Source organism: Lactobacillus kimbladii, from assembly GCF_014323605.1.
GTDB classification, from domain to species: domain Bacteria; phylum Bacillota; class Bacilli; order Lactobacillales; family Lactobacillaceae; genus Lactobacillus; species Lactobacillus kimbladii_B.
Genome location: NZ_SCMB01000004.1, coordinates 64,552 through 79,975, shown reverse-complemented (window position 1 = coordinate 79,975; position 15,424 = coordinate 64,552). Strand labels below are relative to the sequence as shown.

General features: G+C 36.6%; 17 protein-coding genes, 1 riboswitch and 1 other annotated feature. Of the genes, 11 read left to right on the top strand and 6 right to left on the bottom strand.

All coding sequences use genetic code 11. The features are described from left to right. The first annotated feature begins 69 nt into the window (after positions 1-69). Positions 70-1,038, top strand: coding sequence for a DUF1002 domain-containing protein (locus ERK18_RS06825; protein WP_187154828.1), 969 nt, complete (start codon positions 70-72; stop codon positions 1,036-1,038). On the opposite strand, the gene ERK18_RS06820 is transcribed toward ERK18_RS06825, so the two are convergent. Continuing rightward, entirely contained in the window at positions 1,039-1,839 is an 801-nt protein-coding gene (locus ERK18_RS06820; protein ID WP_122051815.1) for a ribonuclease H family protein, read from the bottom strand. Positions 1,840-1,908: 69 nt separating this feature from the next. Here ERK18_RS06820 and ERK18_RS06815 point away from each other — a divergent pair, with 69 nt between their 5' ends. Together ERK18_RS06815 and cls are read left to right on the top strand one after the other, a co-directional pair. Then, entirely contained in the window at positions 1,909-2,841 is a 933-nt protein-coding gene (locus ERK18_RS06815; RefSeq protein ID WP_122051814.1) for an alpha/beta hydrolase, read from the top strand. Between the two features lie 17 nt (positions 2,842-2,858). Then, positions 2,859-4,322 (top strand): cardiolipin synthase, encoded by a 1,464-nt coding sequence (cls, locus tag ERK18_RS06810; RefSeq protein ID WP_390885863.1) that lies wholly within the window; start codon positions 2,859-2,861, stop codon positions 4,320-4,322. A gap of 51 nt (positions 4,323-4,373) precedes the next feature. On the opposite strand, the gene ERK18_RS06805 is transcribed toward cls, so the two are convergent. Next, complete coding sequence (locus tag ERK18_RS06805) at positions 4,374-5,015, bottom strand: nitroreductase family protein (protein WP_034980832.1); 642 nt, start codon at positions 5,013-5,015, stop codon at positions 4,374-4,376. A gap of 137 nt (positions 5,016-5,152) precedes the next feature. Here ERK18_RS06805 and ERK18_RS06800 point away from each other — a divergent pair, with 137 nt between their 5' ends. Further along, positions 5,153-5,455, top strand: coding sequence for a nucleoside triphosphate pyrophosphohydrolase (locus tag ERK18_RS06800; protein WP_187154826.1), 303 nt, complete (start codon positions 5,153-5,155; stop codon positions 5,453-5,455). A gap of 32 nt (positions 5,456-5,487) precedes the next feature. Here ERK18_RS06800 and ERK18_RS06795 read toward each other — a convergent pair whose 3' ends face one another. Further along, positions 5,488-5,964 carry a hypothetical protein gene (locus ERK18_RS06795; protein ID WP_034980835.1) on the bottom strand — a complete coding sequence of 159 codons (477 nt, stop codon included), beginning with the start codon at positions 5,962-5,964 and terminating at the stop codon, positions 5,488-5,490. A gap of 122 nt (positions 5,965-6,086) precedes the next feature. Beyond that, positions 6,087-6,328: a binding site (T-box leader), on the top strand. Positions 6,329-6,388: 60 nt separating this feature from the next. Between ERK18_RS06795 and asnA the strand changes: the two genes are divergently transcribed. From asnA to ERK18_RS06780, 3 genes are all read left to right on the top strand, one after another. Further along, positions 6,389-7,402, top strand: coding sequence for an aspartate--ammonia ligase (gene asnA, locus ERK18_RS06790; protein WP_187154825.1), 1,014 nt, complete (start codon positions 6,389-6,391; stop codon positions 7,400-7,402). Between the two features lie 125 nt (positions 7,403-7,527). Then, positions 7,528-8,232, top strand: coding sequence for an NAD-dependent protein deacylase (locus ERK18_RS06785; RefSeq protein ID WP_122051811.1), 705 nt, complete (start codon positions 7,528-7,530; stop codon positions 8,230-8,232). Positions 8,233-8,357: 125 nt separating this feature from the next. Further along, positions 8,358-9,137, top strand: a complete 780-nt coding sequence (locus ERK18_RS06780; protein ID WP_187154824.1) for a TerC family protein — start codon at positions 8,358-8,360, stop codon at positions 9,135-9,137. On the opposite strand, the gene ERK18_RS06775 is transcribed toward ERK18_RS06780, so the two are convergent. After that, positions 9,132-9,491 carry a DUF488 domain-containing protein gene (locus tag ERK18_RS06775; protein WP_187154823.1) on the bottom strand — a complete coding sequence of 120 codons (360 nt, stop codon included), beginning with the start codon at positions 9,489-9,491 and terminating at the stop codon, positions 9,132-9,134. The genes ERK18_RS06780 and ERK18_RS06775 overlap by 6 nt on opposite strands. Before the next feature lie 44 nt (positions 9,492-9,535). Between ERK18_RS06775 and ERK18_RS06770 the strand changes: the two genes are divergently transcribed. The 3 genes from ERK18_RS06770 to ERK18_RS06760 all read left to right on the top strand — a co-directional run bounded on the left by ERK18_RS06770 (position 9,536) and on the right by ERK18_RS06760 (position 12,958). After that, the gene (locus ERK18_RS06770; protein WP_187154822.1) at positions 9,536-10,165 is read left to right on the top strand and encodes a DNA-3-methyladenine glycosylase; all 630 of its coding nucleotides are present in this window, start codon (positions 9,536-9,538) and stop codon (positions 10,163-10,165) included. A 132-nt stretch (positions 10,166-10,297) separates the two neighbouring features. Continuing rightward, a riboswitch (Lysine riboswitch) is annotated at positions 10,298-10,474 on the top strand. A 109-nt stretch (positions 10,475-10,583) separates the two neighbouring features. Beyond that, a complete protein-coding gene (locus ERK18_RS06765; RefSeq protein ID WP_187154821.1) occupies positions 10,584-12,209 on the top strand; it encodes an ABC transporter substrate-binding protein/permease in 1,626 nt (541 codons plus the stop codon). Further along, the gene (locus ERK18_RS06760) at positions 12,209-12,958 is read left to right on the top strand and encodes an amino acid ABC transporter ATP-binding protein (RefSeq protein ID WP_187154820.1); all 750 of its coding nucleotides are present in this window, start codon (positions 12,209-12,211) and stop codon (positions 12,956-12,958) included. Before ERK18_RS06765 ends, ERK18_RS06760 begins: the two co-directional genes overlap by 1 nt. 53 nt (positions 12,959-13,011) lie before the next feature. On the opposite strand, the gene ERK18_RS06755 is transcribed toward ERK18_RS06760, so the two are convergent. Both ERK18_RS06755 and ERK18_RS06750 read right to left on the bottom strand, forming a co-directional pair. After that, entirely contained in the window at positions 13,012-13,929 is a 918-nt protein-coding gene (locus ERK18_RS06755; RefSeq protein ID WP_222710125.1) for an alpha/beta fold hydrolase, read from the bottom strand. A gap of 279 nt (positions 13,930-14,208) precedes the next feature. After that, positions 14,209-14,580, bottom strand: a complete 372-nt coding sequence (locus ERK18_RS06750; protein ID WP_187154818.1) for a hypothetical protein — start codon at positions 14,578-14,580, stop codon at positions 14,209-14,211. A 380-nt stretch (positions 14,581-14,960) separates the two neighbouring features. On the opposite strand from ERK18_RS06750, the gene ERK18_RS06745 reads away from it, so the two are divergent. Further along, positions 14,961-15,272 (top strand): hypothetical protein, encoded by a 312-nt coding sequence (locus ERK18_RS06745; RefSeq protein ID WP_034980868.1) that lies wholly within the window; start codon positions 14,961-14,963, stop codon positions 15,270-15,272. Positions 15,273-15,424 lie beyond the last annotated feature (152 nt).

The window sequence follows — 15,424 nt, the reverse complement described above, 5'->3', positions numbered from 1 at the left end:
AACTATAATTTAACCTTTTGTTTTTAGCATTTAGTATAATTAGGAACAGTCAAAAGGAGTTAATTTTTTATGAAAAAAGCAAAAACAATTTCAACTATTATTACACTGTTATTTTTTAGTTTGCTTATGTGCGGCGCTGTCACACAAACTGTTAAAGCAGATGAATTGCCAGTTGTTTGCCTTGGGACTTCTTTGACCGCTTCCCAAAGAAGCGGTACACTGAAAACACTCAGCGAACCGCTAAATGGCAGTAGTTACCAAACAATTACCATTACTGGTGAAGATTTAGTCAAATACCTTAATCCTTCAGGTGCAAACTTTACCACCCGCTCTGGTGTCTGGTCCAGTGCCATGATTGAAAAAGCTGGACAAGGTAATGGCATTAATGTCCACATCCTTGATTATCAGGGGCGTAATAATATCACAACAATTACAGCTGATCAATATAAAAATGCTGCTTTAACTGCCGGTATTTCTGATGCCAATATTTATGTTACGAGCGCTGTTCCAATCGATGGCTCCGGTGCTTTAGCAGGTGTTTATGCTGCCTACAACAAAACTGGAGAAAATCTAAATCAAAACCAAGTTAATGCGGCACAAGACGAAATGAATACCTTAAGTAAAATTACTAAGGAAAATCAGGATAAAAGCGGTTATAGCGATGCACAATTAAATAATGCAGTCGCCGGCGCTAAACAGGAAATGGGTAAAATCGGCAACAATGTGTCAGACAGTCAAATTCATGATATTGTAAACAATCAGATCAATATTAATCATCTTGGTGATGTCATTAATAATAATCAAAAACAGCAAATTATTAATGTCTTAATTGAAGTCCGTGATTCCGGTGCTTTAAAAAATCACAAATTTAAGGATCAGGCTGATGCTTTGTCCAAAAACATCAAGAAGAATGCCAAAGGAATCTTCGATAAAATAAACACTCCAGAAAATCGTAACTGGTTTGAACAAATTTGGCATAATATTACTTCATTTTTCAGCAATCTTTTTAGTGGCCTGATTATTGTTAATTTTAATTAATTACATTTGATCCATAAATTTGTTTAATGTATGATCAACAAATTCATTACCGCGATTATTGGCGTGTCCTTTAGTCCATTCGAATTTAGCTTGAGGAAATTTATTTAAAAGCTGCTCCAGCTCCTGCCAACACTCAAGGTTGGCAATTGCACCTTTCGTACTCTTTGTCCATCCCCGCTTTTTCCAGCTTTTAAGCCAGCCTTTAGTAATTGGATTTAAAACGTATTGTGAATCTAGCACAAATAATAATGGTCTTTCATTAAAGCCCAACTCGAGCAATTTTTTGAGCGCTTCTATTAAAGCTGTTAGTTCCATCTTATTATTAGTAGCCCCAAATTCACCGTTTGAATCATAAGTAGATTTTTTATGACCCTGATCTTGCCATTCTATTAGATAAGCCCATGCAGCTTTATCAGTTTCTCGCACATGACCACCCTTAAAATTACCGGTGTTGCGGGTACCGCCGTCAGTATAAATAGTGGCAAAATAATTGCCGGAATCTGCTGGAAGTAATTGATCAGTTGCTTTTGTCACTTTTTGTGTATTGTCAATGGCAGGATTTTGCTTGATTTTGCGACTTTCTTTTTGAATCTTGGCAATGGCTTTTTGTAATGAATCCTCGTCTTTTTGAAAAACTTGATGAACTGTTTTGCGATCCCAATCTAAATATTCAGTGGCGTCAGTTATTTTGGTAAAGGATTTGTATTCAGCACCAGAATAGCCTTCAACTTGTTTCCGGGCCTCATCCCAGGTGCGATAAACGCCTGGCTTGTGGCCTTTTTTTACTGCATAAAATTTCATATGTCCCCCCATCACTAAAATTCCCAGTCAATGCTAAAATATAAGTAGTTCTATTTTTAAGGTGGTATTATGTTCTTCAATACTAAAAAATACAAGGAAGAAGTGGAGAAAAACCACAAGCGCGACCTTGCAAAGGAACCAAGCAGACTAAGCATGGTTTTCTTGGCTGCCTTGGCAACTTTTGCACCTACACGTATTTTCTTGCGTTTGCACAAAAAGGGGATCGAAGATGACGCCACTATTGAACCAAAAAAAGGCAACTTTGACCAGGTACCTATAATTTATTTTCATGGCTTTCGCGGCGGTGACTACACTACAAAGGCAATGGTTAAACAGGCACTTGCCGATAAAGGCAATCCCAAATATCTCAAAGTTACTGTTGATTTACTGGGAAACTTTAAGTTAGAAGGGACTTGGACTGGTGATCCCAATCCAATAGTGCAAGTTGTTTTTCGCCAGAGACTCGTCGGCGTATATGCAATTGACTACTACCTGCGTTTTACACTGCCCTTTTTAGCTCAAAGGTACCACTTTTCGCATTATTCAGCAATTGCACATTCATTGGCATGTCCCTGCATAGTACGGACTGAAATGCGTGAATACCGAAAGAAAAATTTCCCTCATTTAGTCAAATGTGCGTTTATCGCAGGTCCTTTTGACGGTGTTGTTTATTTAGGAGATATCCCAAATGTAAATGCCTTTAACCAAAAAGGTCGTCCAGCTGTAGTTAATCTGCACTATCTGTATCTGTTGCTCAGACGCAAACGGTTTAATCCTAATATTTCAGTATTAAATATTTATGGTAATGTTTTAGATAACACTAATAGTGACAAATTTATTTCCGTCACTTCTGCTAAAAGCATCCGCTATATTCTGGCTCCTTATGCTAAATCTTATCATGAAGTTGAAATTCGCGGTAAAAAATACGCTGAACACAGCTGGATGCACGATAATCCATTTGTAATCGACATTATTGATAAGTTTATTGGTATTAAGAAGTAATTTGATTTTTGGAGGAAATACGTGTGATTCTGCTCCGCGACATAGGACGTATCATCATTATTACTAATACTATTCTAGCCTTTTATATCGTCTTTCATAGAAGACGTTCTGTCTCAACTACTTGGGCCTGGCTGATTATTCTGCTGGTTTTCCCAGTTTTAGGGATGATCATTTACGGCTTTTTTGGTCGGGGAATTTCACAGGAAAATATTTTTGCCATTAACAAGCAACATCATATTGGGTTGCGGAATGTGCAAAAATCTATTACTGCTGCACCTAAGAAAATTAGTACATCTGATACATCAAATAAAGCCAAAATGGTGGTACATTTTTTTGATCATGATGGCGAATCACCATTGAGTAAAAACAATCACGTTAAGCTCTATACTGACGGCAAAATAATGTTTCATGACATGATGGCTGACATTAATAACGCTAAGCAATCAGTAAATGTTGAATTTTATACCTTTTATAATGATGAAATCGGCAACGATTTTCTAAATTTACTGATTAAAAAGGCACAAGAAGGCGTGTCAGTGCGTTTGTTATATGATGCTTGGGGGTCTATGGGCGCAACTAAAGCCTGGTTTGATCAGTTAAGAAAAGCCGGTGGCGTAGTCCTGCCCTTTATTACTTCTCGCAACATGATTACGCGGTACCGGATTAACTACCATTTGCACCGTAAAATTGTGGTAGTTGACGGTAAAACCTCCTGGACTGGCGGCTTTAATATAGGGGATCAGTACCTGAGTCGCAAGAAAAAATTTGGTTATTGGCGTGACAGCCAAGTGAGGATTGTCGGATCTGCTTCTTTATTATTGCAAGAGCGGTTTGTGATGGATTGGAATGCCTCTATTCAAAAAGAAAATCAGGTTATTGCTTTCAATACTATCCTTTTCCCCAACTTGGATGAAAACGAGATTCATCCTGGTGATGTAGCAACACAAATAGTTTCAGACGGACCTGACCGCTATAATGCTAATATGCGTAATGGTATTATGCGGCTGATGTCTTTAGCAAAAAAACGGCTCTGGATTCAGACACCATATTTAATTCCTGATGATGCAATGTTTGCCACTTTGCAAACAATTGCCCAGTCAGGAGTAGATTTACGGATTATGATACCGTGTAAACCAGACCACCCATTTATTTACCGCGCTACCCAATGGTATGCCAATGAATTATCCCGTTATGGCATTAAAATTTATATTTACAACAAAGGTTTTATTCATGCCAAAACAATTGTAGTAGACGATACTTTTTCTACAGTGGGGTCAATGAATCAGGATTACCGCTCATATGATCTTAATTTTGAAGATGTTGCAGTTTTTTATGATAAAAATTTCACTCGTGAAGTTGCCAAATCATTTGAAGACGATATGAAAGTTTCTTCATTATTGACTCCTGAGGATATTGCCAAACAGGGTCGCTGGCTTAAGATTTTGCAAAGTTTTTCACGGATGCTTTCGCCAATTTTATAAATAACAAAAAGCCTTCCAAGACGGAAGGCTTTTAAAATGCGCTCTTATTATTTATTCCGCAAAGTGATAAACAGTTTCAGCTGGGTAGCGAGTTGTTTTAGCCATAGTTTCTTCGGTTTCATTGCTCTTGCCAATTACTATTGCCATTACTGGTAAGTAGCGTTTTGGCTCCAAGTTAAAGGTCCTGGCAATTTTAGATTCATCATAGCCAGCAATTGGGTTAGTGTCGTAACCATGGTTGCGAGCAACAAGCATAAACTGCATAGCAGCAAGTGAGCAAGACCTAATGGAATCAATTGCACAAGAATAATATGTGCCATTTTCATAAGATGGCAAAAAGGTTCTTAAGACTTCGTCTAATTTTTCCTTAGTGATGTTGCCTGTCTCATATTCTTTAGTCCAATTTTCACGATACTTTTTATAAGCATAAACATCGGCAAAGACTTGCACAACTGCGGCACAGCTGTCCATCTGGGGATCGTTAAATCTCAGCATGTATTTCTTAACTTTAGCAATAGTTTCCGGGGTGTCTGCTACTTCAAAGTGCCAACCTTGCAAATTGCAACCGGAAGGAGCAGTTACTGTTTCTTCAAACATTTCTTTAAATTCTGAACGCGGAATTTTAACACTTTTATCAAAGTGACGTACAGAATGACGATTTTGTACTACATCATTAAAATCATTATTACGCATATCTTCACACTTTCTAATATAAATATATCTCTACTATGTTAATTTTACTACATATTGTTATCTTTTTCACATATTTTTTGAAAAAATTAGCAGTATAATAAAATTTAAAATAATACTAGTAAGAAAGGCTCATCAAAATGAAAAAATTAGTTAGAGATAAAATACCAGAATTTGCGCACTATGCTACTTACCGTGAACTTGCTCCCGCAGAAAGAGAACCGGCTTTAAAGCAAAAATTAATTGAAGAAACTAATGAAGTTCTGGCTGCTAAAACTGAAACTAATTTAATTGAGGAATTAGGTGATGTTTACGAAGTCATTTTGGCATACCTCAAATTTAAAAATGTTGATCAAGCAACTTTTTTAAAACAAGTAAAAGAAAAGCGCGCCCTTAAGGGTGGCTTTACCAAATATCTGGAAATGAACTGGGAAGAAAAATAAGCCCATTAAAAAAGCCACGTTAATTGTGTGGCTTAAAAAATATCTTGAATTTCAATCCTAATATCATGGTGAATATGATTTTTAAGTGCCTCGACAATTTGTGCTACGCCGTAAGAAAAGCGCAGGTAATATTGTCTGTTCTTCTGGGTTGTTAAAATACAAATTACCTGCTTTTTCTTAGGATTAGGCACCTTAATTAAAGTGACCATCGCAATCTCTGAATATGAGACGGTCCGACGAAAGTAACCTGAAACAACAGCTCTTTTAGGTGCCAGACCCGTAAAACCATCAATAATACCAATCAACAAGAAGATTGCCAGGAAAATACTAAGACCCGGATCGCCCTTTTCAATTAATTGCCAGGCAAAACCGATCCAAATAAAAATTACGGCCCAAATAACTGAAGACGAGCGATAATGTCCCTTTAAGTCAATATTTGCCTGCCAGTACCAACTATAACAAGTGTAGCCTAGAAGCAAGGCATCCAAAATTAGATAAAAAACTACCATATAACTCTCCTCAATTGTATTTTCATCTATTATAACAGATTGACAGACGTTAGATATTTTATTCAACATTAATGATATTTTACTTGCATTTTTATTAAAATCATGATTAAATTATTATCAAATTAAATGCAATGAAAAAGACGAGTAGATAACTTACTTCTTTAAGTGAAACGGTGATAGTGGAAAACCGTTAGACCCTGGGTTATTGAAAAACACTTTTAGCAGCACGCTGAAATTTTTGTAAAAGTAGGTTGTGTCGTCTCCAGTACGTTACCACGCTGGTGAAGCATGATAGTGCTTCATGAGTTGGCCCAGAATGTGGGCAATTAAGGTGGTACCGCGGAAAAAGCCTTTCGTCCTTGTTTTTATTAAAAACGGGACAAAGGGCTTTTTCTTTTCCTTAAATTTACAGGAGGTCAAAACAATGACTTTAATTTTACCGGAAGATTATCATCCAACTCTCACAATTCGCGATACCGAAGCAGCAATTGTTTATATTCGTGAAGAATTTCAAAAGGTTTTAGCTAAAAAATTACATTTACAACGGATGTCGGCCCCACTCTTCGTCGAAAAGCATACTGGGCTTAATGATAACTTAAATGGCGTTGAGCGTCCAGTTGCTTTTGATGCCAAGGATTTACCAACAGATGACACACTCGAAATAGTGCATTCACTTGCCAAATGGAAAAGAATGGCACTGAAGAAATATGGCTTTAACATGCATGAGGGTCTTTTTACTAACATGAACGCCATTCGCCGCGATGAAGATTTAGATAACTTTCATTCAATTTATGTTGACCAATGGGATTGGGAAAAAATCATTGCCAAAGAGGAGAGAACGATAGAAACTCTTAAAAGTACCGTTACCAAGATTTTTACTGGTATTAAGGAAATTGAAGCTGGCTGTGCTTTCCGCTATCCTGCTTCTACTTACCGTTTGCCAGAAAAACTTTACTTTATTACTACACAAGAATTAGAAGATCGCTGGCCGGACATCAGCCCTGAAGAAAGAGAAAACAAAATAACTGCTGAAGAAAAGGCTGTCTTTATAATGAAAGTCGGCGATAAACTGAAGAGAAGCGGCAAGCCACACGATGGTCGTGCACCCGATTATGATGACTGGGAATTAAACGGTGACCTGATTTTCTGGTATGAACCGTTAAAGCAAAAAATCGAAATTTCTTCGATGGGGATTCGCGTTAGTCCTGAAAGCCTGCACGAACAACTGAAGAAGGCTGATTGCCTTGATCGTGAAAAACTGGAATTTCACCGCATGTTGCTTGATGGAGAATTACCTTATACCATTGGTGGTGGAATTGGTCAATCTCGCTTATGTATGCTTTTGCTTGGCAAAGCTCATATCGGTGAAGTTCAAGCCAGTGTCTGGCCTCACGATATGATTACTAAATGCAAAGAACATGACATTCAAATTCTATAATAAATGAAGAAAACCATACAGTTAAAAAGAAACTGCATGGTTTTTTATTGCAATAACCCTATATGTTAGACAAAATCTTGTAGTAAACTAGCAGTAGCAGAATTAGTTTTAAGAAAGGCAAAATTATGATTGATGCAAATGAAATAGCTGAGTTAAAAAATGATATTGATCAGGCACGCCACATTACTTTTCTGACTGGTGCCGGAGTTTCAACTCATTCTGGTATTCCTGATTATCGCTCTAAAAACGGTATTTATGATGGCGTCTCTGAAAGTCCGGAAACGATTTTAAGTGAGGAAACACTTTATCAGCGACCAGAATTCTTCTACAAATTTGTGATGGATAATATGTATTTCCCTGAAGCCAAGCCAAATGAAATACACCAGAAAATTGCCGAGATTTGCAACGAAAAAGGCGATCTAATTACACAAAATGTTGATGGCTTGGATACCAAAGCCGGCAATAAACACGTGACCGAATTTCATGGCTGTCTTTATAATATTTACTGCACTAAGTGCCATAAACCAGTTTCATACGCTGAATACGCCAAATCTTACCAGCATGAAAATTGTGGCGGTATTATCAGACCGGGAATTGTTTTATACGGTGAAGCCATTAACGGAGACAGTTTAGCCAAATCTGTCAATGCAATGCAAAATTCTGACCTCGTAATTATTTCAGGCACCAGTTTCGTCGTGTACCCTTTTGCCCAGCTTTTATCTTACAGGCAGTCTGGAGCTAAAGTTTGGGCAATTAATAAAACTGCCATTCCAGCAGAAGGAATTTCTTCCATTATTGCGGATGCACTAGATGTTTTTAAACAGCTTTAACTAGTTTTTAAAAAAAGTCTTTATGTTATTAGGATTGTTTTTTACCCGAGCACCACTATAATACTTGTTAAAACTTGACACAGTAATCAAAAATAAATCTGGACTAGAAAAGAGCTTTTAATTAAATGGCAATTTTTAAAATGTATGCTCCCTTTTTCAGTGGAAGTAATTGGATTCACGTACTGACCAGTGGCAAAGATTGGCTCGTCATCTTAACCCTGATTCTAATGGAATGCTTGCTTTCTGTTGATAATGCAGTTGTTTTGGCAGCTCAAACCAAGATTTTGCCTGACAAGAAACAACAGGAAAAGTCATTATTCTATGGTCTTTGGGGCGCATACATTTTTCGCTTCATTGTGATTGGCATTGGTACTTATCTGATCAATTTTTGGGAAATTAAATTAGCAGGAAGTCTCTATCTTTTCTATTTATCGTTCAAGTTTTTCTACGAGCAAAGGCATCCCCAAAAGGCTGCCACTAACGCAAAGATTGAAAGTGCAAAAATTACTAAGCACACTCCCAAAAAGGGCAAACATTTTCTGTCACTTTTCTGGCGGACCGTTATTTCAATTGAAGCAATGGATATCGTTTTTTCAATTGATTCAGTTTTAGCTGCTCTAGCGGTTTCCAGTAATCCGGTAGTGGTATTAATTGGTGGCATGATCGGTATCTTGTGTATGCGCGGTGTTGCCGAAATCATAATCAAATTGATGGACATTATTCCTGAACTGCAACCGATGGCTTACGTTTTAATTGCTATCATTGCTCTTAAACTTTTATTGTCTTTGCAACCGTTACATTACGAACTGCCTAATACAACTTTTGCCCTTATTGTGTTCGGTATTCTTCTCTTAACTATTGCTTTTCATTTTATACGAGCAAAAAAGAAAAGACGGAAACTATAATCTTTGTTCAACGTATTCTTTGAGCACAACTGCCTGGTTGTGCTCTTTATTCTTTGCACCATAAAGAAAAAGGACATCTTGTTTTGCAAGTTCGTCTTTCACTCGGGTGATAAAACTGGCAGTCACAGGATTATGTTCTAATTCAGCAATGTACTTTTGCCTAAACTCAGGATATTTAGTATCATCGTGATTGAACCACTTACGCAATTCGGTGCTGGGACCAATTTCTTTGACCCACTCATCCAAGTTAGCATCTTTTTTGCTTTTGCCTCGTGGCCACAGACGATCAACTAAAATGCGGTAGCCAGCAGGCTGCTCATGGTCGTAAATGCGTACTAATTTTATCTTTGTCATTGTAATATCTCCTTTTAGTTTAAGTTTACTACACGGAAGAAAAAATGAATTATTCAACTTATTTCTCTAATAAATCAACTGCTGCTATTACTAAAGACTTGATTGGCAGACCATTAACATATAATGATGGCCAGAATATAATGGGTGGCTATATTGTGGAAGCTGAAGCTTACTTAGGCGTTAAAGACCGAGCAGCACATTCATACGGCGGTCATCGCAGTCCGGCTAATGAAGGTCTTTATCGTAAAGGCGGAACTATCTACATTTACGCCCAAAGACAGTATTTCTTTTTCGATGTTGCAACACAAGAATATAATGAGCCGCAAGGAGTTTTAATTAGAGCCATCGAACCAGTCTGGGGCATAGAGCAGATGATTAAAAATCGTGCCGGCAAAAATGGGGTGCTTTTAACTAATGGTCCTGCGAAAATGATGCAGGCTTTTGGTATTCACAGTAAAAAGTGGAATTTACACCTCTTATCTGACTCTCCATTTAAAATTGATTTAGATGATAATCATAAAAAGTGGGCTAAGGAAATTAAAACCAGTGCCAGAATTGGCGTGAGTCAATCCGAATTAGAATGGGCCAATAAAAAATTACGTTATTATACAGCAGGTAATCCCTATGTTTCCAGAATGAAAAAAAGTGCTTATCAAAAGGATAATGGCTGGTAGTGAGAGCAGGATCACCGTGCCCTTTTAAAATAGTAAAAGATAATAAATGAGATAATTATAAAATATTTTTTAAATAAAATTATTGACAAGTCACTCTTAATAGCCTATTATTTTTCTAAGTTAAATAATTTCCAATGCAATAGAGGTCGCGGTCGTTACGAAACTAATCTGAGTGAGCGAACACTTTGAAGATTAGCGTAAGAATTACCGCCGAAACAAGAATGTTGTTCGTTTCAATCTTCTTGTTGGGCTGCAAGAGAATATTTTGCAGACTGTCCCGGTTAGTCCCCGGGGAGCGCTATATGATTTGTTTAAAAAAATAGATTATAACCTCGTTGTTTTGTGTAACAGCGAGGTTTTTATTTACGCTTTTATTGTATTGGCTTTATTTGAAACATATTTTGTGGAGGTTTTCAAAATGAAGTCAAGATTTAAGTGGTTGGCTACCTTAGTTGCCTTATTCACTTGTTTGGGCATTGGGGCTAATTTTAGTCTAAATGAAGTTAACGCCAAAAAGGACGATGGTACGCTAAAAGTCGCCATGGAAGCTAATTATCAGCCGTACAATTGGACACAGACTAATAATGCCAATGGTGCTGTGCCAATTGAAGGGTCGAAAGAATACGCCAATGGCTATGACGTTAAAATTGCCAAAATTATTGGTCAAAAATTACATAGAAAAGTAGAAGTTGTTAAGACCGAATGGGATGGTTTACTCCCCGCTTTGACCAGTGGCAAAGCTGATTTGATTATCGCTGGGATGAGCCCAACAGCTGAACGTGAAAAGGCCATTAATTTCTCTAAGCCATATAGAAACAGTACTTTTGTGGTAATTACCAAGATTAACAGCAGATATGCCAACGCTAAAAAGCTGACCGACTTTAAGGGTGCCAAATTAACAGCGCAGCAAGGCACTTTCCACTATGATTTAATCAAGCAGTTAAAAGGTGCTAAGAGACAACCGGCTATGCGTGATTTTGCGGCAATGCGGCAAAGTTTAATTTCAGGTACCATTGACGGCTATGTTGCCGAAGACACTGAATCAACTTCCTTTAAGATGGTTGACCCTGACATTAAGTCAATTCCTGTCAGCAAAATGGCTGGTTTTCACGCTACTAAAGAAGAGTCTGTTACCTCAATCGGAATTGCTAAGCCTAACAAGGCACTGCTCAAGAGTGTCAACCAAATTTTAGCTACTATTCCTCAAGCAAAAAGGGTTAGGTTAATGACTGAAGCTGTTAAGCAGCAGCCTAAAACTGATAATGATAAAAGAGGTAAAAAGGCTAAGTCAGAGCCTTGGTTAGTATCTATGTGGCGCCAATATGGCGGCATGATCTTAAATGGTATCGGCATGACGCTTCTTCTGGCTTCTGTAGGTACCATAGCAGGCTTCTTTATTGGATTGGCCGTTGGTATTGTGAGAACTATTCCTACACCAACAACCGGTGGTAAAAGATGGCTGCTCAAGTTTGTCAACTGGTTGCTTTCAGTTTATATTGAAATTTTCCGGGGTACGCCAATGATGGTTCAAGCTGCTGTTATTTACTATGGTATTGCCCAATTCTGGCACTTGAACATTGACAGAACCATTGCCGCACTAATCATTGTTTCCATCAATACTGGAGCATATTTAGCCGAAATCATTCGGGGAGGAATTATTTCTACACCCGAAGGTCAATTTGAAGCAGCCAGCGCGTTGGGAATGACTCATAATCAAAGAATGTGGCATATTATTTTGCCACAAGCGATCAAGAATTGCCTGCCTTCAATTACTAACGAATTTATCGTTAATATCAAGGATACTTCAGTCCTGAGCATCATCTCCGTATCAGAGTTGTTCTTCGTTGGTTCAACTGTTGCTAGTCAGACATTCAAGTTCTTCCCAACTTACCTGACAATTTCTGCTATCTACCTCATCTTGACCTTTACTATCACGAGAATTTTCAACTTAATTGAAAAACACCTCCAAGGAAGTAAGAATTACAACTTAATGGCAAACCAAGTTCAAGTGGGCACACCTAAAGACATGGAGGCTAAGAACTAATGACTGAAACAAACGAAACTATTTTAAGTTTAAAGCACATCAAGAAAACATTCGGTGAACACCAGGTTTTGAAAGATATCTCTTTTGACATTAATAAAGGTGAAATTGCCACCATTATTGGCCCGTCAGGTGGCGGTAAATCAACAACTTTGCGCTGCATCAATTTGCTTGAGGAACCCACTGCTGGTGAAGTTGATTTTCACGGCAAAAATGTTTTGGCACCAAACTACAATCGCAATATTTATCGTGCTAAAGTCGGCATGGTTTTCCAACAATTTGACTTGTTTGAAAACAAGAATGTTTTAGCTAATTGTATGGTAGGTCAAGAGTTAGTATTAAAACGGTCAAAAGACGAGGCTCGTAAAATTGCACTTGCTAATCTGAAAAAAGTAGGTATGGAGCAATACGTTAATGCTCGTCCCAACCAACTTTCAGGTGGACAACAACAACGGGTTGCGATTGCCCGCGCTATCTGCATGGATCCTGAAATTCTGTTATTTGATGAGCCTACTAGTGCTTTGGATCCAGAAATGGTCGGTGAAGTTTTAAGCGTCATGAAGAACCTGGCCACTACAGGTTTAACGATGATTATCGTAACGCACGAAATGGCATTTGCTAAAGAAATTTCTGATCAAATGTTTTTCATCAGCGACGGTGTAATAGCCGAACAAGGTAAACCTGATCAGTTATTCAATCACCCGCAAAATGAAAAAACCGCGAAGTTTTTAAGTAATTTTCAGAATAACTAATAAAGTCTAATTAAACATAAAAAACTGGTAAATCTACGTGATTTGCCAGTTTTTTAGTTTGCTTGTGGTTCTAAAAGTCTAATAATTTCCTGATTAAATTTAGTTGGCTCTTCCCACTGCGGGAAATGACCAGAATGGTCAAACCAAATCAATTTGCACGAACTAGTAATTTTAGCAGCATATTCTGCAGTCAACTGCGAGGACACATGATGGTCATGCCTGCCCTCACAAAAAGTGATGGGAACGGCAAAATGCACGCTGTTTTCGAAATTTACGGCCATCAGTTCTTCCCAAAAATATTGAATTGATTGCTTCGAGCCCTGCAAACGATGAATTAAGTCTTTAAAAGAATAATCTTTAGCGGATATAAACGGCCAAATTAATTTACGGTAGTTTTTAGCGCCATAGATCGAGCCGCCATAAGCCACAATCATTTTAGTTAATTTCAGGCTGGCTTTAGTTGGTTCTTGTACAAAATCAAGTTGATCAAGTTTGGCAGTATTTTTCATTTTTGTTTGTAAAAAAGCTTTTTGTAAAACAATATTCTTTTTCATATTAACGACTTGACCAATTCCGATATATTGCGTAACTAGGTCTGGATACATTTGAATAAAATAGAGTCCTAAAACCGTACCCCAAGAATGACCCATAATAATCAATTTATCTTGTTTTAACCGTTTTAATAAATAAAGCACAAACTGATGTATATCTGCCAAGATGGTATTAATGGACAAGTTTTCTTCAGGTGAAAATTTGTAATACGATAGTCCACTGCCCCTTTGTTCCAAATTGACAAAGATAAAATGATCTTCCAGTTCGCTATTAAATTTTTTAGTCAAGGGGATGCAGGCATCGCCCGGTCCACCATGCAAGTATAAAATGATTGGTTTCCGGCCTTGCTTTGAACTAATTGAAAAATAAAGTTTAGTGCCGTTAATTATGACGTTTTCTATCACTGATGTGCTACTCATTTTTTGCCTATATTCATATAATCGATTATTATTATGCATACACTGCTACTTTATTTAAGTATATTATTAATGTCTCTGCTTTGTAAATTACAAATTATATTTACAAGACTGAAGTAATTTTTATCAAATAAAAGTTCGTAACTTTTACCACTCTAAACTAAAAAAACTATTGGAAGAGACAACTAAAAAACCGATATATATCAAATAGTCTGACGAACTTTATGCTAGAAAAAAAGTACTAAGCATTTTAATAGCCTGGTACTCAAATTATGTTAAATTTTAATCATTTTTATCTTCAACTTTGTAAAATTTAACTCGATTAATTAAATAGTCAAGTAAGAACACACAGATTAAATTTAAAACAATAATAAAGAGTATCAATAACGGGTGGTCTTCTTGCTCATCTGTCATATTTAACAAATATAAAGTTTCAAAACTAATAGGTGCGCCTTGTAATACCATACAGTAAATTAAGTCATTTTCGACTTGGTCAATAAATGTATCTTCTTTTACCTCAAGCCAAGCTGTAGCAATTATTGTCATGATGAACGCACTAATTGACCATATTAAGTTAAAATTCGGCTTATTGGAGAAAAAAAGCGCCATTCCAAATGGACACAACAATAATAAAGCAGCTCTTGCTAATTTCATTTTCATCTCATTTCCTATAACCTTTCTTTCTTGAATTTTTTAATTATTATATAATTATAAATGAAATATAATGTTAATCAACAGTATAATCAGTAATTGCGATTAAATCATAAAAAATAATAAGTACTGCGCTTATTCTTATAATATTTGGCAATAAATTTAATTTATTTTTAATTACTCGCTTTACATCTTAATAGTTATGTACTAACCTATAAGTTATTATTATCATAGGTATAACTGAAATTTTAAGTTAAATTAAAACTGCTTTTTTTTATCTGAAAAAAATTCAGAGAGACATACAAAAGTTGGTATCTGTGAAAAATTTAATATTGCTTTGTGCATAATAAATCTTGGCAATATCATGATTGGAGCTATTAATAATGATCAAAAACCAGACTACGATGAAAGAACAACTGCTAATAGATCATGGCTATAAATATTTATGGTTTATTGTATTAGGCGCATTCTTATTGGTTTTAATCTTACCGTTTTTCAAATCTGTTGATTTAAGCGTTGGCGCCTTAGGTCTTCTACTATCAGCTTTAGCGGAAGTATTGACAACATTTTTTCAACACAAACATATTACCTTTATTATAAGTTTGGTTTTAGGTTGGCTATTAGCTCTAATAATTTGTGTTATTCTGTTTTTTTACATTATGTGGGCTTCAGGCAACATGCTTTTCGTTAAATAATGAATTTAAGTAAATATTGCCACAGAAAAGAAAGAGCACGAAAACAGGCAAACCACTCAAATTGTGGTTTGCCTGCTTTTTAGTTGATGCTCAAATAGCAGTGTCCGCTTAATTCATCATCCAGCTAATCGATCTGTTATATTATTCTTTTA